This is a genomic window from Altericroceibacterium spongiae, assembly GCF_003610805.1.
GTDB classification, from domain to species: Bacteria; Pseudomonadota; Alphaproteobacteria; order Sphingomonadales; family Sphingomonadaceae; genus Altericroceibacterium; species Altericroceibacterium spongiae.
In genome coordinates this window covers 221,171-240,506 of record NZ_RAPF01000005.1, presented here as the reverse complement: position 1 = coordinate 240,506, position 19,336 = coordinate 221,171, and the positions used below count along the sequence as shown (strand labels likewise).

At 60.1% G+C, this 19,336-nt stretch carries 16 protein-coding genes and 1 pseudogene; 7 read left to right on the top strand and 10 right to left on the bottom strand.

Going from position 1 to position 19,336, the window contains the following annotated elements; all coding sequences use genetic code 11:
• Positions 1-366: 366 nt before the first annotated feature.
• Together D6851_RS18360 and D6851_RS11335 are read right to left on the bottom strand one after the other, a co-directional pair.
• Positions 367-611: pseudogene (locus D6851_RS18360) on the bottom strand (YHS domain-containing protein); the annotation flags it as partial.
• A gap of 12 nt (positions 612-623) precedes the next feature.
• Complete coding sequence (locus D6851_RS11335) at positions 624-1,487, bottom strand: multicopper oxidase family protein (protein WP_238474068.1); 864 nt, start codon at positions 1,485-1,487, stop codon at positions 624-626.
• Positions 1,488-1,556: 69 nt separating this feature from the next.
• On the opposite strand from D6851_RS11335, the gene D6851_RS11325 reads away from it, so the two are divergent.
• Positions 1,557-2,920 (top strand): IS3 family transposase gene (locus D6851_RS11325; protein ID WP_120325000.1). Its coding sequence is split into 2 segments (ribosomal slippage): positions 1,557-1,904 and positions 1,907-2,920, totalling 1,362 coding nucleotides; the frame shifts between segments, so codons are not numbered across the junction.
• A gap of 218 nt (positions 2,921-3,138) precedes the next feature.
• Here D6851_RS11325 and D6851_RS11320 read toward each other — a convergent pair.
• The 8 genes from D6851_RS11320 to D6851_RS11290 all read right to left on the bottom strand — a co-directional run bounded on the left by D6851_RS11320 (position 3,139) and on the right by D6851_RS11290 (position 11,387).
• Entirely contained in the window at positions 3,139-3,564 is a 426-nt protein-coding gene (locus tag D6851_RS11320) for a CBS domain-containing protein (RefSeq protein WP_238474067.1), read from the bottom strand.
• 251 nt (positions 3,565-3,815) lie between these two features.
• Positions 3,816-4,454 (bottom strand): cation diffusion facilitator family transporter, encoded by a 639-nt coding sequence (locus D6851_RS11315; RefSeq protein ID WP_120324998.1) that lies wholly within the window; start codon positions 4,452-4,454, stop codon positions 3,816-3,818.
• 163 nt (positions 4,455-4,617) lie between these two features.
• Positions 4,618-7,881 carry an efflux RND transporter permease subunit gene (locus D6851_RS11310; RefSeq protein WP_147395470.1) on the bottom strand — a complete coding sequence of 1,088 codons (3,264 nt, stop codon included), beginning with the start codon at positions 7,879-7,881 and terminating at the stop codon, positions 4,618-4,620.
• A 43-nt stretch (positions 7,882-7,924) separates the two neighbouring features.
• Complete coding sequence (locus D6851_RS11305) at positions 7,925-9,073, bottom strand: efflux RND transporter periplasmic adaptor subunit (protein WP_120324996.1); 1,149 nt, start codon at positions 9,071-9,073, stop codon at positions 7,925-7,927.
• A gap of 11 nt (positions 9,074-9,084) precedes the next feature.
• On the bottom strand, positions 9,085-9,543 hold the full coding sequence (locus tag D6851_RS17775) for a TolC family protein (protein WP_238474066.1): 459 nt from the start codon (positions 9,541-9,543) through the stop codon (positions 9,085-9,087).
• A gap of 32 nt (positions 9,544-9,575) precedes the next feature.
• Positions 9,576-10,310 (bottom strand): TolC family protein, encoded by a 735-nt coding sequence (locus D6851_RS17770; RefSeq protein ID WP_183030073.1) that lies wholly within the window; start codon positions 10,308-10,310, stop codon positions 9,576-9,578.
• A gap of 89 nt (positions 10,311-10,399) precedes the next feature.
• Entirely contained in the window at positions 10,400-10,747 is a 348-nt protein-coding gene (locus D6851_RS11295) for a hypothetical protein (protein ID WP_147395466.1), read from the bottom strand.
• A 193-nt stretch (positions 10,748-10,940) separates the two neighbouring features.
• A complete protein-coding gene (locus D6851_RS11290) occupies positions 10,941-11,387 on the bottom strand; it encodes a MerR family transcriptional regulator (protein WP_238474054.1) in 447 nt (148 codons plus the stop codon).
• 87 nt (positions 11,388-11,474) lie between these two features.
• Between D6851_RS11290 and D6851_RS11285 the strand changes: the two genes are divergently transcribed.
• The 6 genes from D6851_RS11285 (at position 11,475) to lspA (ending at position 19,295) form a co-directional block, all read left to right on the top strand.
• Entirely contained in the window at positions 11,475-12,137 is a 663-nt protein-coding gene (locus D6851_RS11285; RefSeq protein ID WP_050775901.1) for a cation efflux transmembrane domain-containing protein, read from the top strand.
• The gene (locus D6851_RS11280; RefSeq protein ID WP_238474053.1) at positions 12,134-14,074 is read left to right on the top strand and encodes a cytochrome c/FTR1 family iron permease; all 1,941 of its coding nucleotides are present in this window, start codon (positions 12,134-12,136) and stop codon (positions 14,072-14,074) included. Before D6851_RS11285 ends, D6851_RS11280 begins: the two co-directional genes overlap by 4 nt.
• A 26-nt stretch (positions 14,075-14,100) precedes the next feature.
• Positions 14,101-15,720, top strand: coding sequence for a multicopper oxidase family protein (locus tag D6851_RS11275; RefSeq protein ID WP_120325105.1), 1,620 nt, complete (start codon positions 14,101-14,103; stop codon positions 15,718-15,720).
• A 67-nt stretch (positions 15,721-15,787) separates the two neighbouring features.
• Complete coding sequence (locus D6851_RS11270) at positions 15,788-17,428, top strand: acetolactate synthase large subunit (protein WP_120324993.1); 1,641 nt, start codon at positions 15,788-15,790, stop codon at positions 17,426-17,428.
• Positions 17,425-18,819 carry an aldehyde dehydrogenase family protein gene (locus D6851_RS11265; protein ID WP_120324992.1) on the top strand — a complete coding sequence of 465 codons (1,395 nt, stop codon included), beginning with the start codon at positions 17,425-17,427 and terminating at the stop codon, positions 18,817-18,819. Before D6851_RS11270 ends, D6851_RS11265 begins: the two co-directional genes overlap by 4 nt.
• A complete protein-coding gene (gene lspA / locus D6851_RS11260; protein WP_063506150.1) occupies positions 18,816-19,295 on the top strand; it encodes a signal peptidase II in 480 nt (159 codons plus the stop codon). The genes D6851_RS11265 and lspA overlap by 4 nt, the downstream gene beginning before the upstream one ends.
• Positions 19,296-19,336: the final 41 nt, after the last annotated feature.

Genomic DNA, 19,336 nt, shown 5'->3' with positions numbered 1-19,336 from the left:
CTCCCTCCCCTCTCGTCTAATGATGACGGCTTTGCGCCCTCCATCCGGGCATTTGGGAACTAATCGCAATCGCCCGAAAGCGGACACCCTTAAGGGAGACCCGTCTTGGAGTTAGAAGCTCGAGGCGTACACTGCTTGGTGGGGGTGTTGGCGCTGCCGAAGCTGCGCTTCAACGTGATGCCGAAGTTCAGATGGCGGTTTCGCTCACGAAACTCTCTAGCGGTTGATCCGGGCACAGCTCGGGAAAAACATCAACCGTTCCCGTTGGTTTGACGTATCGAAGAGATTGTCGATATCGATTGCTATGGCTGTTCGTGGATCGGGGCGCTATTCAATAAAATACCTCTCCGAATGGCCCTCCGTTGAACGTATCTCGGGATGCATCGGGCAGGTGTAAATCATGCCGGTCGGCAAGTCCTCCACCGCGTCGAGATGCGCTCGTGAGAGATAAAGCTCGGGATCAATCTCGAATTTGTCGAGACAGCGCGATGAACAGGAATAATGCTCAGAGCCCTCGTGGCGGGCCTCTGTTTGGCGCCCTCGACCGTAACGCGCATACCGCAGACCGGATCGTTCGCTGTGCCCTTAATAACGCTGTCCTCCTTGCTCATGCGAACTCCTTTCTAGCTCTTCACCACGACGAACTGTCCCATCATGCCTGCGTCCTCATGTTCGAGAATGTGGCAGTGATACATGTAAGGCAGGTCCGGATCGTTATGTTCCGCGAAGCGCAGGAGCACGCGCACCTGCTCGCGCGGATTGACGACGACCGTATCCTTGAATCCCGTTTCCAGCGGCGGCGGCGTGCGGCCGCCGCGATCGATCACGCGAAACTGCGCATTATGGATATGAAAGGGATGGGCCATCATCGAGGCATTGGCGATCTCCCAAATCTCCCACTGGTCGACGGGCACCCGCTGGTTGATGACATTCATGTCCATGTTGGCACCATTTATAGACATCCCGCCGCCCCTCATTCCCATATCGAGCACGAACCGCCGGGTTCGCACTGCAAGTGAAGGGTTGAGTGCTGGGAGCGCGGCAAGCTGCGGCGGAAGAATCCTTCGCGGCGAGGAGCCGGCGGGCCTGATATCGAGGGCGCGGAACGGCTCGTCCATCCGGGCATCGTCGCGCCGTCGGCCCATACCGCCTCCCATCATACCGCCGCCGTCGCCTCCCATCATGCCCATCGAATTGTCCGGACTGGTCGCCACAAGGCTGAGTGGGCGCCCTTCGGAAAGATCGACGAGGATCTGCGCCCGCTCACCCGGTGCGAGCCTGAGCGAGCGGACCGCATGCGGGCGATCCAGCAAGCCGCTATCGCTCGCGATGAGCTCCATGGTCTGACCACCGGACAGCGAGAAATCGTAGAAGCGTGCGTTCGATCCATTGAGGATCCGCAAGCGTAACTGACCGGTCCGAGCGTCAAACACCGCGTTTTGCGTGCCATTGACGTAGATACGATCCCCGCTGTCCGCCGTCAGCACCAATGGCACAGATTTGAGGTTGTGATTTAAGGAGGATTTGGGCTTCGTCGTAGTGACGAAGGAACGAAGATGAAGCCCAAATCCTCCAATGCAAAATCGCCAGCCAAGGCTCCTGCGGCACAGGTGGTGAAGAACATCCGGCGCCAGACCCGCCGGCATTTCTCGGCCGAGGACAAGATCCGGATCGTGCTCGATGGCCTGCGCGGCGATGACAGCATTGCCGAGCTGTGCCGACGGGAAGGTATCGCGCAGAGCCTGTATTACACCTGGTCGAAGGAGTTCATGGAAGCCGGCAAGCGTCGCCTGGCGGGCGACACCGCCCGTGCCGCCACGACGGACGAAGTGAAGGGCCTGCGCCGCGAGGCGCGCGACCTGAAGGAATGCGTGGCCGATCTCACTATCGAGAACCGCCTGCTTAAAAAAAGCATGATCGCGGATGGGGACGACGACGCATGAGATACCCAGCATCCGAGAAGCTCGAGATCATCAGGATCGTCGAGCAGTCGCACCTGCCTGCCAAACGCACGCTGGACGGGCTCGGCATCGCCCGCCGGACCTTCTACCGCTGGTATGACCGCTACCGCGAAGGCGGGCCGGAGGCGCTGGAGGATCGGCCATCGGCGCCGAGCCGGGTATGGAACCGGATCGAGGACGATATCCGCGGCCAGATCATCGAGATGGCGCTGGAGCAGACCGAGTTGTCACCGCGCGAACTGGCCGTGCGCTTCACCGACGAGAAGCGCTACTTCGTGTCGGAAGCCACGGTCTACCGCCTGCTCAAGACCCACGATCTGATCACCAGCCCGGCCTATGTCGTGATCAAGGCGGCCGAGGCGTTCCACACGCAGACCACACGCCCGAACGAGATGTGGCAGACCGATTTTACCTACTTCAAAATCATCGGGTGGGGCTGGATGTATCTGTCGACCGTGCTCGACGATTACTCCCGCTACATCATCGCCTGGCGCCTGTGCTCCACCATGTGCGCCAGCGACGTCACCGACACGCTGGACCTCGCTCTTGCGGCTTCGGGCTGCGACAGCGCCACCGTGTTGCACAAGCCCAGGCTGCTCAGCGACAACGGTCCCAGTTACATCGCGGGCGAGCTGGCGGAATATATCGAGGCCCAGAAGATGACCCATGTGCGCGGCGCCCCGTTCCATCCGCAAACCCAGGGCAAGATCGAACGTTGGCACCAGACCCTGAAAAACCGCATCCTTCTCGAAAACTACTTCCTGCCCGGCGATCTCGAGCAGGAGATCGAGGCGTTCGTCGAACATTACAATCACCGCCGCTACCACGAGAGCCTCGACAACGTGACACCCGCCGATACCTACCTCGGCAAGGCACCCGCCATCATCAAACAGCGCGAAAGGATCAAGCGACAGACCATCGAACATCGGCGCTTGCAGCACCGCAGGCTCGCCGCTTAATATCAACCCCAGAACGAGGCCCACACTCCGCTAATTTACGCAGCGATCTGCGCCAAATGTTCTGACGACGGACAGGATCAAGGTCAAGGTACGAATGAACTTCACCGGCCCGAGATAGTCGGGGGCGAGGCGATTGGCAAGTAACGAGCGATTGCGGACGGGGACCGATCAGATCGCCCCGTCCGCTTTAAGCGCGTAAAATAAATAGTCTTTTACGACTAGCAGCATCCCGCCGAAGCTGGCTCCGAACTAGCTTCGGATACCTCGCGCACGAGGTCACCCGTTTCCTTCTCAGCTGCGCTTCTGGCGATATCGGCCTGCGCAACGATGCCGCAGCATTTGCCTTCGTCATCGACCACCGGAAGCCGCCGAACCTGATTGTCTTCCATCTTGGTGCAGCATTCGTCGACGCTTGCATCGGCGGTGACAGTAACAGGTGATGATGTCATCACCTCCTCAACGCGTTGGTCGGAGGAATTGCCTTTGGCAACACAGCGGCAGGCGATGTCCCTGTCGGTCACCACGCCCACCAACGCACCGGAATCATCGACAACGGGGATTTCGCCGCAATCATTATCGACCATCAATGAAGCTGCCTCTTGCACGGTGCTCGATGGACTGCAGCATGCGGGGCTAGCTGTCATTACATCTTGGGCTTTCATGGCTTATCTCCTCATTCGTAATCGAGCTTTCAATGGAGGAAACGAGGCATTCCGAGTGTTAGTTCCGCGCATGTCGGCCACCTGTGGGGCGTAGAAGCTATCCCGTTCTGAGATTTCTGTCCAGCGTCGCCTCTTATAGCGGAGGCTTGGGTTCCGACTGCATCAGCAATGTAGATAACCAAGGGTTCGCAGCCGGATGTCAAACGCGTCGCAAATATAACCATCTTGGCCGGTTATCTGCCAAATTCGTCGCCCTTGCGGTGCTCGGTACCCTCTTCGTCATGGCGATCCTTATGCGCATCTCGCAAAATGTCGATGCCGCCGTAAAGCGCGATACCCGCAACGGCGACGCCCACGACAAGATCGGGCCAGTTCGCGCCGGTAAGCATGACGATGATGCCCGCAATGATGATCCCACCGTTAGAGATGAAATCGTTGAAGCTAAAGGTCGTGGCAGCGCGTAAATTGACGTCCTTCTTTTTCATGTTCTGGAGCATTCGCAGGCAAACCAAATTCACCACACCTGCCACCGCCGCCATCACCATCATCATCACACCGCCGGGATCAGAGCCTTCGAGGAAGCGCCGAATGGCATCGGCGATGACGCCGCCAGCGAAGATGAGGAGCATGATACCGGAAAAGCGCGCGGCGCCGCGCTTCCAGGTTCGAGAACGGGTTAACGCCAGCAGGCTTAATAAATAGACGATCGCGTCTGACGAATTGTCCAGGCCATTTGCAAGCAATGCGTTGGAATCAGCGAAATAGCCGACAACGAAAAAACCTATAGCGATCGCCACATTGAGCCAGAGGACAATCCAAAGCGTATGCCGCCTATCGTCTGTGTCGAGCTCAAGTTCTGCATCGCCGCTCATGTGATACTTCCTCCACTGCGACACCAAGCTTTGGCAGCGACCGGCATGGACCGGCTCATAAGACTGTTGTGGTCGAAACTTCGAGAATTTGCGTGGGCTCGAAGTCTGAACGACGGCTTGTCTTCTGCAATTTTCAACATTTGACATCTCCAACTCATTCCGGTCATGTCACATCTTTTAATTCCCGCCGCTCTTCGCGCGTTACGTTGCGTCGCAAACGGTCCCACCATTTCTCGCGCCAGCTGCGCTCGTCATCCGAACGGTGCAGGACGAGACGTGCGATTGCAGGCAGAACGAACAGAGTCAGCGCAGTTGCGGTAATCAGTCCGCCTATAACCACCGTAGCCAATGAACGCTGCACTTCCGCGCCTGTTCCGGTGGCGATCGCCATCGGCACGAAGCCGAGCGAGGCCACCAGTGCGGTCATCAGCACCGGTCGCAGACGCGCAAGCGCGCCATCGGCGATGGCTTCATCCAGCGGCATCCCCTTTTCCAGACGCTGGCGGATGGCGGTCATCATGACGAGGCCATTGAGCACCGCCACGCCCGACAGGGCGATGAAGCCGACCGCGGCCGACACCGAAAACGGCATGCCTCTCAAAGCCAGTGCGAAGACGCCGCCAGCGAGGGCCATGGGTATGGCGCTGAATACCGCAAGCGCCGGAACCCAGCCGCCGAGCGCCATGAACAGGAGGAGCAGAACGAGGGCGAAGCAGACAGGGACAACTATAGCTAACCGTGCCTGTGCTTCTTGCAGGTTTTGATACTGGCCACCCCATTCGATGAAAGATGCGGGCGGCAGATCAACTTGGGCCGCGACACCGGCCTGTGCTTCCTCAACAAACGACCCGAGGTCACGTTCGCGCACATTGGCTGATACGATCACGAGCCGACGCCCTTGTTCGCGGCGGACCTCCGCGAGGCCGTCGACCACCTGAAAATCGGCCAGCGTGCGCAGCGGAACGGTGACACCGTTTTCAAGGACGATCGGGAGAGCCCCGAGCTGGTCGAAATCGTTTCGGGTGGCATCTTGCAACCGCACAACGACGTCGAACCGGCGATCGCCTTCGAACACGAGGCCAGCAGGCCGTCCCCCAAGCGCGATCGCCACCGATTGGGCCACCTCCTCGACAGTCAGTCCGTATCGCGCGATGGTCGGGCGATCAAAAGCGATGTCGAGCGTGGGAAAGCCGCTAACCTGTTGAACGCGAACGTCTGCCGCACCCTCGACATCACGCATAACATCGGCGACATCATCGGCTGCGGTCGTCAATTGCGCCAAATCGTTTCCATAAATCTTGACGGCAAGGTCGCTGCGGCTTCCTGCAATCAATTCGTTGAAGCGCATTTCGATAGGTTGGGTAAATTCGTACAGGTTGCCGATCAGCCCTTCCAGATCCTCCTCAATCTCTGAGATAAGCTCTTCTTTGTTCTTGGAGGGGTCTGGCCATTCGTCCCGCGGACGAAGCATGACGAAGGCATCGGAGATATTCGGGGGCATGGGGTCGCTCGCCACTTCTGCGGTACCGGTTTTCGAGAAAACCAGTTCAACTTCGGGAAAACGAACAAGCCGATCTTCAAGCCGTCTTTGCATCTCGACCGAGCGTTCGATGGGAGTCGAAGGAATGCGTATCGATTGGACCAGAAGATCCCTCTCGTCGAGCTGCGGCGTAAACTCGCTACCGAGAAACCCAAACGTGACAGCCGCGACCGCGAAGATCCCGACCCCGGTGCCAATAACCGGCCAGGGCCGCGCAATAGCCTTGCGAACTGCTGGGCCATAACGCTCCTTCGACCAGCGAATGGGCTTGACCTCCTTTTCGGTAAGCTTCTTGTTGAGCAGCACCGCGATCATCGCAGGGACGAAGGTCAGCGACAGCACGAAGGCCGAAGCCAGTGCGAGCATCATCGTGATCGCCATAGGCGAGAACGTCTTGCCCTCGATCCCGGTAAAAGTGAGCAGCGGCGCGAAGACGAGGAAGATGATCGCCTGTCCGTAAACGGTCGGTTTGATCATTTCCTGCGCTGCCAGACGCGTCTCGGTCAGCCGCTCGCCCAACGTGAGCAAGCGTCCCTCGCGATGCTGTCGCGCCGCGAGCCGCGCGACGCTGTTCTCGACTATAATGACAGCACCGTCGACGATCAGCCCGAAGTCCAGCGCCCCAAGGCTCATCAGATTGCCCGAAACACCGAGCCGGTTCATCCCCACCGCCGCCATCAGCATCGACACGGGAATAACCAGAGCTGTGATGATCGCTGCTCGAATATTGCCAAGCATTAGGAACAGCACTGCAATCACCAGCAGCGCGCCTTCGAGCAGGTTTCTCTCGACCGTTGCGATGGTCGCATCGACAAGAGACGAACGGTTGTAGACGATCTCGGCCTCTACCCCTGCAGGAAGCGAGGCGCGGACTTCGTCAAGCCGTTCAGCCGCCTCGGCCGATACCGTGCGGCTGTTCTCGCCGCTGCGCATCAAAACCGTTCCGACCACAGCTTCTTCGCCGTTCAGCGAGGCGGCGCCTGTTCGCAGATCGCCGCCGATTTCGACATCGGCGACATCGCCAATACGGATAGGCACACCTTCGCGGGTAGCGATGACGGCTTGTTCAATATCCGCGATCCCGCCGAGCCGTGCATCGACCCTTACGAGCAGAGCCTCGTCTGCGCGACTGACGAAGTTGGCACCTGCCGCCAGATTCGCCGCTTCGAGAGCATCGATCAGCGAGTCGAAAGAGAGGCCGTAACCTGTCAAACGGGCCGGATCGGGCTGAACCAGAAATTGCTTTTCGAAGCCTCCGATCGAGTCGACCCCGGCCACTCCGTTGACGGAGCGCATCAACGGTGCGACGACCCAATCCTGCACTGTGCGCAAATAAGCCGCCTTGGCCACTTCGCTTTCGAGGCGGTCGCCACGTTCGGTGATAAAGCTGCCATCGGACTGCCAGCCTGTCCGGCCGCCACTGGTCGCACCCTTGCCGCCGGGGTGCTCATACTCGATCGTATACATCAGCACTTCGCCAAGGCCGGTGGAAATCGGCCCCATGGTGGGCTCCGCTCCCTCAGGCAGCGAAGCACCGATTGGTGCAAGACGCTCGTTTACCTGGCTCCGCGCGAAATAGAGATCGGTCCCTTCCTCGAAGATAGCGGTGACCTGGCTGAAGCCATTGCGCGAGATCGAGCGAGTCATCTCCAAGCCCTCAATCCCGGCCAATCCGGTCTCGATGGGAAAAGTTACTTGCGTCTCGACCTGCGAAGGCGAGAGCGCAGGCGCGGTGGTGTTGATCTGGACCTGCGTATTGGTGATGTCAGGCACCGCATCGATCGGCAAACGCAACAAATTGAGCGCGCCGTAGATCGCAGCAAGTATGGTTAGAGCGATGATCGCCCAGCGAAAACGCACGGCGATATCCAGCACCATCCCGATCAGGCCATGGCGGTGGCTGCCCTCATCCGAAGGCGTCGATACATGATCAGTCGTCATCTTCGACGTTCTCCTTTTCGAGTTCGGCCTTCAGCAGAAAGGCATTGTCGGTCGCGATCCGCTGTCCGGCTTCAAGACCGGACAGTATCGTCACCATTCCGGCGGACCGGCTGCCTGTGGCCACTTCACGCGCCTGGAACCCGCGCTGTGTGCGCACGAAAACGACATCGCGCCCTTCGAGCACTTGCACGGCGTCCTCTGGAACCGCGATGCGGCTCTGGTCGACTTCGCCCGAAGGACGAATGCGTACCTGGAGAAACGAACCGGGCTTGAGGCCGGGAACAGCGCGTGTGAGACTGAGCACGGCGGTGGCACTGCGGCTCTCCGGATCGAGCGAAGGCGTGACCGATCGGACACGTGCGCCGATCTCGCGGCCATCCCCCACGATCACCGCGGCTTCATCGCCAGGCTGAATGCGCGCGGCATCTTCGGAAGGCAGCGCAACTTCTACCTGAAGGCCGTTCGGATTGACCACGCGGTAGAGTTCTTCACCGGCATCGACGAACGAGCCGAGCACGATCGGGGCAGCGGTGACGCGGCCCGAGAGTGGACTCGTCACCGCAAGCGAACGTCCATCACCACTTACACCCGCTGCAGCGACAGCAGCCTGCGCACGGTTCAATTCGGCACGGGCAACGTCAAGATTGGCGCGCGCCGCTTCGAGATCTTGGCGCGCTGTCACGTTAGCTTCAAAAAGACGACGCTCCCGCTCATAGGCTGCCGAAAGCTCGGTCACGCGGGCGCGGGCGGAACTAAGCTGGGAAGCGAGGGCCGCCGCATCGGCGCTTTCGATCCGCGCAACAGTCTCGCCTTGGCGGACATAGTCGCCAAGCGTCTTGCCAACGCTGCGGACGACGCCCGAAGCGCGCGCATCGATTCTTGCACTTGCGGTCGGGCTCGCCGCAACGGTCGCTGGGAAGACCAGTTCGACTGCAGCACCGGCCTGCACTGCGGCGACCTCGATCTCTGCCGTGCGGATCTGTTCTTCGTCGATCAGAACGAGGCCTTCTGGCAATTCAGTTTCGGCGGCTTCGTTTTCTGCAAGAGGATCAGCTTGATAGTCAGGCCACAGCAATAATAGCAGTGCCGCGGCGAGTATGACGATTCCGGCGACGATCGCCAGTTTTCTGCGGTTCATTGGGAGGTTCCTCATTGTGCGGCCAGCCTGATCAGTTCGGCGGCAGCTTGTCCCCGGTCTTGCTGCGCGGCGATCAACGCCTCGCGTATGGCGTCACGCGCTTCGGCTGCGCTCAACACCTCGATCAGCGGAAAGCGACCGTTGCGATACCCGATGCGAACAAGCCGCAGCGCCTCTTCAGCCTGGGGGAGTGATGTCGTGGAAAGTGTCTCGACGCGCGCTTCGGCGGCAAGATATTCGGCACGAGCGCGGGTTATGGACTGTTCGAAGTCAGCGAGCGCAACTGCCTCGCGGGCATTGGCGGCCCGCAGCCTAGCCTCGGCAGCAGCGATGTTACCCTGGTTCCGATTGCGGAAAGGAAGCGGTATCGAGACGCCGACAAGAAAGGCACTGTCGTTGCTTTCCTCAAAGCGGCGAACACCGGCGGATACGACAGGATCGGGAATGCGCAAGCTGCGCTCACGATCGATCTCGGCGGCTGCGGCGGTGCTTTCGGCTCGCGCTACTTGTAATTGCAGCCCGTCGCCGAGGCCATTACGATGCCCGGAGGCACGATTTCGGGAAAGTCGGTCGGAACGAGCGGCGGCGCTTCCTGGTCGCTCCAAAGCGAGGCAAGCGCCGTGCGCGCCGCGAGACTGGCTGCTTGCGCCGCTTGAAGCTCGGCACGTGCTTCCGCCAGGGCCGCTTCTGCGCGCAATGCGCGCAGAGGCGGTTCGCGGCCCACTTCGACCAGCACACCGGCTATGCGGGCGAGTTCTTCGTTCCGCTCAACCACATCGCGAGCGAGTGCGACACGCGAGGCAGCCGCAACTGCCGCAACGTAGCGCTCACGAACGAGAAAGCCGAGCTCGACATCGGCGAGGTCGGCTCGCAAGCCTGCCAGCTGCGCCTGTGCCCGTGCAGCCTCCACGCGCGCGCCACGCTTGCCTCCAAGTTCGAGCTGCTGGCCGACAGCAAGCGTATATTCGGTTGCGCTGAGTCCCGAGAATGCACCACTACCGGCGATGTTCTCAACCTCGAGCGATACTTCAGGATTGGGCCGCAGCCGCGCCTGACCGACTAGCGCCTGTGCTGCCTCGGCTTCCGCCCGCGGACCGACGATGCGCGGGTTTAATTCGGGGTCTGCAGTTTCGCCGACCACGCCTGTCCGGCTCAATGCATCCTCGAGCGTCAGAAGCTCCTGTTCCTGCGCTGCCACGGGCGTGGCAATGGCGACGAGGGATAGCCCTGCAGTCAAGGCATCCCGCCAACTTATGGCTGACATTCTGTATAGTTCCTCTGCTGACGATCCGGTGTGCGCCGCGTTGCACAGCGCGATTCAACCCGTCAGCTTCGAGGAGGGCGTTGGGGCAGGCCGTGCGCCTCGCCAGTGATTTTCACGTCTGGAAAGGAGGTAGTAACGATGACGGTTTCGCCGAACGTTTGACTATGACTATTGGATACCAACGCTGCGAACAGGTGGTGGCAATGTCCATGCGCGCAGACCTGGGGCTGCGGACTATCTCGCTCAGATCCGTCACTGGTAACCGCATCAATCGTTTGGTTCGCATAGATTGCCGAAGACATTTCATCGCCGCATTGAGCGGCTTCCGCCACCGGCGACACCATTAGCGCCGCCACCGCCAAAACAGCGGCGACAATTCTAAAGGAAATCAATCCATGCTGTTCAAACATCCTGGCGCCTCTAGCGAACCTAAACCGGATCCGGATTGCCAAATAACCCCTCCAGCGACTGTAGGGGCAAGCGATTTTTCGCGCCTACGGGGCTTCAGTCGTCTCTCAATGTGGCGAAATAGATTATTGGAACGCCTTCATCACGAGGTGATCCGTCAGCTCTCCATAGTTTCTAATTGCACCGCAGCGCCGCTCAGAGAGACGAAAACGCATGGCTTCGCCTTTTTGGCTTTGCGGACACAGACTTTGGTCGGGATTGGGAAAGTGTCTCGATAATCTTGCAGTCCGACACGTCGCCGCCGGTACAAGACACCACTACGTTTTCCAGCTCTGCGCGAAGAGCTTCCAGACGGGTAAGGCGATCTTCCACACTCAGAAGGTGTTGTTTCGCAATATCGCCCGCCTTGTCGCAGCTTCCATTTGGCGTGTTCTTTAGTTCCAAGAGAGAGCGCGCTTCCTCGATGGAAAAGCCAAGTTTGCGCGCCTGCCGGATGAAGGCCAGTCGTTTAACATCCCGCTCCGTATAGGTTCGCTGGCCCGCTGCCGTACGTTCGGGTTCAGGCATCAGTCCGATGTCCTCGTAAAACCTGATCGTATTGACCTTGGTCCCGGTGGCCTTTGCCAAACCTCCGATAAGCATGAATCTACTCCTTAGACACTTAACATCGCGAAACATTCGCGATTGCAGCTTGCCTCTACAGCCACTGGAGGTGCTAGCTAGTGTCCCATGTTGGAAAATGAAACATCGGATTGTGGCTGCACCGGCGATACGCAAAGAGCAGGTGTGGACCCGGCCTATCGCCGCGCGCTCTGGATAGTGGTCGTGCTCAATTTGGGATTCGGTATTGTCGAGGCCTTCGGCGGATTTCTGGCGGACAGCCAGGCGCTCAAGGCTGACGCCCTCGACTTCATCGGCGATGGATCGATCACGCTGATCGGCATCCTGGCACTTGCGTGGAGTGCCCGCACGCGCGCGCGGGTCGCGCTGGCACAGGGCCTGTTTCTGGGCGCGCTGGGTCTTGGAGTGATCGGTCTGGCGGTCTGGCGCTCGCTTAACGCGGTCGCGCCTGAAGCCAGCTTGATGGGCGGGATCGCGGTCGCGGCCTTGATAGTCAACATCGCGGCGGCGCTTGTGCTCATGCGGTTTCGCGAAGGCGACGCACATGTATCCGCGATCTGGCTTTTCAGCCGCAATGACGCGATCGCCAATGTCGGAGTGATCATCGCTGCTGCCCTAGTCGCCTGGACCGGACAAGCTTGGCCCGATCTGCTGGTCGCGGCGGTGATCGCCCTGATCTTCCTGCATTCGGCTTACCTCATTGTAAAGCGCGCGACCGAGGAACTTCGCGCGCAGCATGCTCCTGCACAGGGAAAGGCCGCCTCCAAATGACGCTACGTGCTTTTGCGGTCCAATTGATCGCTTTCCTGTCGATCGCAGTCGCAATGCCCGCTTCTGCAGGCACGCATGGCGCGGTTCAGACGACCTGGCGCCTGCTCGATTACATCGCCGTGGATTACACTGAGGCCGTCAGCGACGGTGAAGTCACGAACGAGCTGGAATATGCCGAAATGCAGGAATTTTCTGCCTCGGTAGCCAAACGCATGGCTGCTCTGCCCGCAAACGCGCAACGTGCCCAACTGGTTGCGGACGCAGAGGCTCTCGTCGAGTCAATCTCGGCGAAGGTGGAGCCTGCTGTCGTCGCGCGCGACGCGCGCAGATTGGCAAGCGAGCTGATCGCGGCGTTTCCCGTTCCGCTTGCGCCCGAGGCGGCACCCGACCTCGCGCGAGGTGCCGCACTGTACGCCCAGAACTGCGCAAGCTGTCATGGCCCAAGCGGTGGCGGCGACGGCCCTGCCGCAGAGGGACTCGATCCCCCGCCAATCGCTTTTGACGACGTCATCCGTGCCCGCGAGCGCAGCGCTTTCGCGCTCTATCAGGTCATCGGACAAGGGCTGGAAGGAACGGCCATGCCGGGCTTTTCCGATCTCCCGGCGGAAGATCGCTGGAGCCTTGCCTATTATTCAGGGTCGATCGCATTTGAGAATGTAGAGCGCGGCAGACGGATCTGGAACGACGATCCGAAAATCCGGGCGCGTATTCCTGACCTCGCCGCTCTATCCGGCCTTACCCCGGCAGCCCTTGGCGAGGCGATCGGCACCGAGCGTGCCGATGCCGTTATGGCCTATTTGCGGGCTCATCCCGAAGCCGTGGCCAGCGATACGACCGGCTCACTCGCTTTGGCACGCGAACGCTTGCAGCAAAGTCTTGCCGCTTACGAAGCGGGTAATAAGGCCGAAGCGCGCGAACTCGCGCTCTCGGCCTATCTCGATGGCTTCGAACCTTTGGAAGCCGTTTTAAGCACGCGCGATGCAGACCTGCTCGCATCTGTCGAAACCGGCATGGCCGAGCTTCGAGCGGCAATAGGTCGCGGGGATCCGGTGGCCGCCGTCGCCCAAAGGGTGAATGCGCTCGACGTTCTTTTCTACCACGCCGAGACGGTTCTCGCCCCGGACAATGCCAGTGAGGCCTCGGCATTCGCAGGAGCCTTTGCGATCCTGTTGCGCGAAGGGCTCGAGGCGTTGCTGATCGTGATCGCGATGATCGCGTTCCTGCGCAAGGCCGAGAGAACCGAAGTTCTGCCCTTCGTCCATGGCGGATGGCTCTCCGCTCTTGGGGCCGGAGCCCTGACGTGGGTGGCAGCGACCTACCTGATCGGAGTGAGTGGTGCGGGCCGCGAGCTGGTGGAGGGGTTCGGATCGCTTTTTGCCGCTCTCGTCCTGCTGTCGGTCGGCATATGGATGCACGGCAAGTCGCAGGCCGGCGAATGGCAACGCTATATCCAGAAGACCATGCAGCACGCTCTGTCGCGCAGGTCCGCATGGTTTCTGTTCGGGCTGGCGTTCCTCGTGGTTTACCGGGAGGTCTTCGAGACGATCCTGTTCTTCGCAGCGCTCTGGACCCAGGGTCATGCCGACGCAATTTTTGTCGGCGCCGCCTCCGCAATCGTGTTGCTGGCGCTGATCGCCTGGGCGATGCTGCGCTACAGTCGGCGACTGCCGATCGGAACCTTCTTCGCCTACAGCTCGATCCTGATCGGCATTCTTGCCGTCGTTCTGGCCGGGAAGGGCATCTCGGGCCTCCAGGAAGCCGGACTTTTGGGGATCACCCCGCTTCCGAATCTGCCCCGCGTTCCGATCCTAGGCATTGCACCGGCACTTGAACCGGTAGCCGGGCAAATCATTACGCTCGCCCTCATTGCTCTGGGGTACTGGCGCAACAGAAGGAAAGGCATGCAAGTCCGGACACCGCAAGCCGAGGCCGGTTGACGGCGCTCCGGGCAATGGGAAGCAATATGATCGACAGACGTTCCATTCTTGGCGGTGCGGTGCTCGGCGCAGGTGCATTCGGAATAGCCGCATTTACCGGGCGCGATCTGTTGACCGGCCGGAATGCGACGCTTGCTTCAGCAACGGCGCGCTCGCAACTTCGCATTCCTCCTCTTTATTCGGGCGAGCGAAAAAGCGGCGAGAGGGTTTTCGATCTCAATCTACGCCACGGCGTCTCGCGATTTTTTGAAGGGATCGAAACGCCGACCATCGGTATCAACCAGTCCTACCTCGGCCCCACGCTTGAGCTGAACGCCGGCGATACGGTGCGGATGAATGTCACGAGCGATCTGCCCGAAACGGCGACCGTCCACTGGCACGGTTTTCATCTCCCTGCGCGCGCCGATGGCGGACCGCATCAACCGATCGGGCCGGGAGGCAGCTGGACCGCGCGTTTCGATGTCCGCCAGCGCGCATCGATGTTCTGGTATCATTCGCATGCGCACCGTCGCTCGGGGCCACAAGTTTACCAGGGGTTGGCCGGGATGATCTATGTCCGCGACAACGCCAGCGAAGCGCTCGATCTTCCAAACGATTATGGGGTCGATGATATACCGCTGATCGTGCAGGACCGCGCGTTCGCGAGCGATGGAAGCTTCATTTACTCCACGCGAATGCACAATGTTATGATGGGAATGATGGGCGATACGATGCTGGTCAACGGCGTCGTCGAGCCCGTCTTCGAGGCAAGGTCCGATCGCCTGAGGCTACGCCTGGTCAATGGCTCGAACGCACGCTTTTACCGTTTCGGGTTCGACGATGGCCGCAGCTTTCATCAGATCGGCACCGACGGCGGTTTTCTCGCCGCGCCGCTGCCAACCGACAATGTTGTTCTCGCTCCCGGCGAACGCGCGCAGGTAATCGTCGATGTCAGTGATGGAAGGCCGGTTTCGCTGCTTGCGGACGGCCTCGAAATCATGGGCATGGGAAACATGGGCCGGGGGATGAGAGGGTCCGGGCGCATGCGCGAGTCCGACGGGCCGATGGGCAACTGGATGATGGGCGAGCGAGGTGGCCGGGACGGTATGATGGGCGAACGGGAGCGCCGCGATGGGATGATGGGCGGCATGATGGACGAGCGGCGTCAATTCACCGTATTGGACATCCGACCTGCCGAGGGCCGGACCAAGGCCATCGTGATGCCTCGCCGGCTTGCCACATTGCCCCGGATAGATCCCGGCGATGCGGTCCGAACGCGCCATTTCGTTCTCGATATGGGCATGGGAATGCGCATGATGCGCGGAGGCGGTTTTACAATCAACGGCAAATCGATGGACATGCAGCGTATCGACGAGACAGTGCGGGTCGATACCACCGAAATCTGGCAAGTCGAGAATGCCTCGATGATGGCGCATCCGTTCCACATTCACGATGTGCAGTTCCGTATCCTCGACCGGAACGGCCGGGCACCTGATGCGGCGGAACAGGGACTAAAGGACACGGTTGTCGTCTATCCGGGCGAGACCGTGCGGCTCCTTTTGCGGTTCGAGGACTACACCGACCCGGATTTGCCTTACATGTATCACTGCCACATCCTCGAGCACGAAGACGCCGGCATGATGGGGCAATTCACCGTCACAGCTTGAATCAGTAGCCGAGCAGAAGATCTGCCACCAACAGCCTCCAAGCCCTCACCAATGCGAGAACCATACCATGAAAGCATCCGATCTTCTTGTCGCCGCGTTGGAAGCCGAAGGCGTCGAGTATATCTTCGCGGTTCCGGGCGAAGAAAACCTCGATCTTCTGGAGTCACTGCGGACCTCGTCGATCCGTCTGATCGTTACCCGGCACGAGCAAGGGGCAGGGTTCATGGCGGCAACCTATGGACGTCTTACCGGTAAAGCCGGCGTATGCCTTGCCACGCTGGGGCCAGGGGCGACAAACCTCACGACGCCCGCAGCTTATGCCGCTCTGGGTGCTTTCCCACTGGTCATGATAACTGGCCAAAAACCCATCAAGGTCTCGAAGCAGGCGCAGTTCCAGATCGTCGATGTCGTCTCGCTTTTCACCCCATTATGTAAGATGGCGAAGCAGATCGTGAATGGGGAGCGCATTCCTTCGCTCGTGCGCGAAGGTTTCAGGAGAGCTCAGGAAGAGCGACCCGGTGCAGTTCTGCTGGAGCTGCCCGAAGACATTGCCGAGGAAGAAACCTCCGAACCGGTCGTTGCGCCCCACCCCCGCCAATATGCGGTGGCCGGAGATGCCGCGCTAGACGAAGCTGCCGAGCGAATTCTCGCCGCGGATCGCCCGCTGCTTTTGGTGGGTGCCGGGGCCAACCGGCGTAGCGCCTGCAAGGCGCTCCGAAAGTTCGTCGACGATACCCGATTTCCGTTTTTTAATACGCAAATGGGCAAGGGAGTGCTCGATGAGGCAAGCCCCCTGTATCTGGGAACGGCGGCTCTATCATCGGATGACTATGTTCATTGCGCCATCGATCGTGCCGATCTGATCGTCAATATCGGCCATGACGTGGTCGAGAAACCGCCCTTTTTCATGGAGCCTGACGGACGCACCGTTATCCATGTGAATTACAAGGCCGCAGAGGTCGACCAGGTCTATTTCCCGCAGCTGGAAGTCATCGGCGATATTGCCGGATCTGTCGAGCGACTGGGAAACCGGCTACGCGGAAAACACCCTAGTGACCCGGCAGCCTACGCCAATGTCCACGAAAATATCGCCGCGCACATCCGCCAAGGCAGCGACGATGGCCGCTTTCCGATGGTGCCCCAGCGCATCGTTGCAGATGTGCGGACGGTCATGGGCCGGGATGATATCGTCGCGCTCGACAATGGTATCTACAAGATCTGGTTCGCCCGCAACTATATCGCGCATGAGCCCAACACCATTCTGCTCGACAACGCGTTGGCGACGATGGGAGCGGGTCTCCCCTCGGCGATGATGGCAGCGATGCTGTCGCCCGAGCGCCGCGTGCTCGCCGTATGCGGCGATGGCGGGTTCATGATGAATTCGCAGGAGGTGGAAACCGCGGTCAGGCTCGGCCTCAACCTCGTGGTGCTCATTCTCAACGATGCCGCTTACGGGATGATCCGGTGGAAGCAGGAACAGCTAGGCTTTCCCGATTACGGCCTGAGTTTCGCCAACCCCGACTTCGTTACCTATGCGAAGAGTTATGGTGCGACGGGCCACCGGATCGAAAGCAGCGAAGCACTGGTACCGACCTTGAATGAAGGGTTTGAAAGCGGCGGCGTTCACCTTGTCGACTTGCCGGTGGATTACTCCGAGAACCGCAAGGTTCTGATCGATGAACTCAAGGCGATGGAGTGTCCCCAATGACGTGGCAGGTCCTCAATCCCTACGACCAGGAATGCATTGGCAGCGTTGAGCTGGTCGACTGGCCGCAAGTCGATCGTTGGCTCGACGAGGCGCGCGCGCTGCACGAAGACCGACAAGCGCGGCTCCCCGCGCATGAACGCATCGCCATCCTGCAGCGCGCCATCGGGCTGATGCGCGAGCGCGCGGAGACACTGGCAATGCAGATTGCGCTCGAGGGCGGTAAACCCATCGTCGACGCGCGCGTGGAAACCAGTCGCGCCATTCAGAGCGTCGAATTGTGCATACACGAATTGTTCGCCAGCGGCGGGCGCGAAATCCCGATGGACCTGACGCAGGCGGGGGCAGGACGCAAAGCCTATACCTTCCGTGAGCCGATTGGGCCGGTCGTGGCGATCTCCGCTTTCAATCATCCTCTGAACCTGATCGCCCATCAGGTGGGACCGGCAGTTGCAAGCGGATGCCCTGTTCTGGTGAAACCGGCCAAGGACACGCCCCTTTCCTGCAAGAGCTTCGTCGAAATCCTTTATGAAGCCGGACTCGATGAACGCTGGTGCCGCTTTGTGCCATGTTCGAACGATGTCGCCGAACAAATGGTCATCGATTCGCGGACGGCATTTTTCTCCTTCATCGGTTCGGCCAGAGTTGGCTGGATGCTCCGCTCCAAACTGGCGCCGGGCACCCGCCTGGCACTAGAACACGGTGGCGCGGCTCCGGTCCTCGTCGATGAGGGCGTCGCAAGCGGCAAGGTAATTCCTCCTCTCCTGAAAGGCGGCTTTTATCATTCTGGACAAGTCTGCGTCTCGGTGCAGCGCGTGTTCGTTCCGCGCGCCGAACTGCCGGACTTCGCTGCCGAGCTCGCTGAGGGAGCAGAAGCGCTGACTGTGGGCGATCCGACCAAAGCGGAAACCCAATGCGGTCCGCTCATTCGTCCTGCCGAAGTCGACCGCGTCGCATCCTGGGTCGATGCAGCCGTTCAGGGCGGCGCCAGGCTCGCCGCAGGGGGTAAGCGCATGGGGTCCACCCTTTACCAGCCCACGGTCCTTGTCGATCCGCCGTGCGACGCCGATGTATCGCAGAAGGAAGTGTTTGGCCCTGTGGTCTGCATTTACGGATACGACGACGTCGATGCTGCGATCGGCCAAGCGAACGCGCTTCCCTACGCCTTTCAGGCGGCTGTGTTTACCGACCGAATGTCCTGGGCCGATTACTGCGTCGAAACGCTGGCCGCGTCAGCCGTAATGGTCAACGATCATACCGCATTTCGCGTCGACTGCATGCCGTTCGCAGGACGCCGTCAGTCGGGTCTCGGAACAGGCGGTATAGGTTATACGATGGTCGATATGAGCGAAGAAAAGATGGTGGTCGTGAATGCACCATCCAGCGTCCGATGACCTTGAGCGCGGCGAAACGGCTTGCGCCCGTTTTGATTCTGGTTAGCTTCGGCCTCGACCAATTGTCGAAAACCTGGGCGCATTCTTTGGTTGGTTCGGGTAACGTGATCGCAGTGTTCCCGGGCTTCAATCTAGTCGCCATCGCCAATAGCGGCGTGGCTTTCGGACTGGCCGGTGGAGCAGCCCCCGTGATCCTTATCGCGATCGGCGTTCTGCTTTCGGGCATGCTCGGGATTTGGCTGATGAGAACCCGATCCCCCATCCATGCGCTCGGCTTGAGCTTGGCGATTGGCGGAGCGCTCGGCAACGTTGCAGACAGGCTGATGTTTGGCGCCGTCAGGGACTTTATCGATTTGTACTGGGACAATTTTCATTGGCCATCATTCAATCTGGCCGACGTCGCGATCGTAGCGGGACTGGGGCTTTTGATCCTGGTGGGCGAAGACCAGCCTGAAACCAGCGCGAATACGAGCTGATTAAGACCGGACGCAATGAGAAAAGACGAACGCTTCCGCAT

Bases quoted from the DNA above. Each gene is read 5' to 3' on its own strand.
- D6851_RS11265 (WP_120324992.1), top strand. From the start codon at position 17,425: ATGACGTGGCAGGTCCTCAATCCCTACGACCAGGAATGCATTGGCAGC.
- D6851_RS11320 (WP_238474067.1), bottom strand. From the start codon at position 3,564: ATGACAGCTAGCCCCGCATGCTGCAGTCCATCGAGCACCGTGCAAGAG.
- D6851_RS11285 (WP_050775901.1), top strand. From the start codon at position 11,475: ATGTTGGAAAATGAAACATCGGATTGTGGCTGCACCGGCGATACGCAA.
- D6851_RS11295 (WP_147395466.1), bottom strand. From the start codon at position 10,747: ATGTTTGAACAGCATGGATTGATTTCCTTTAGAATTGTCGCCGCTGTT.
- D6851_RS11280 (WP_238474053.1), top strand. From the start codon at position 12,134: ATGACGCTACGTGCTTTTGCGGTCCAATTGATCGCTTTCCTGTCGATC.
- D6851_RS11270 (WP_120324993.1), top strand. From the start codon at position 15,788: ATGAAAGCATCCGATCTTCTTGTCGCCGCGTTGGAAGCCGAAGGCGTC.
- lspA (WP_063506150.1), top strand. From the start codon at position 18,816: ATGACCTTGAGCGCGGCGAAACGGCTTGCGCCCGTTTTGATTCTGGTT.
- D6851_RS11275 (WP_120325105.1), top strand. From the start codon at position 14,101: ATGATCGACAGACGTTCCATTCTTGGCGGTGCGGTGCTCGGCGCAGGT.
- D6851_RS11290 (WP_238474054.1), bottom strand. From the start codon at position 11,387: ATGCTTATCGGAGGTTTGGCAAAGGCCACCGGGACCAAGGTCAATACG.
- D6851_RS11305 (WP_120324996.1), bottom strand. From the start codon at position 9,073: ATGAACCGCAGAAAACTGGCGATCGTCGCCGGAATCGTCATACTCGCC.
- D6851_RS11315 (WP_120324998.1), bottom strand. From the start codon at position 4,454: ATGAGCGGCGATGCAGAACTTGAGCTCGACACAGACGATAGGCGGCAT.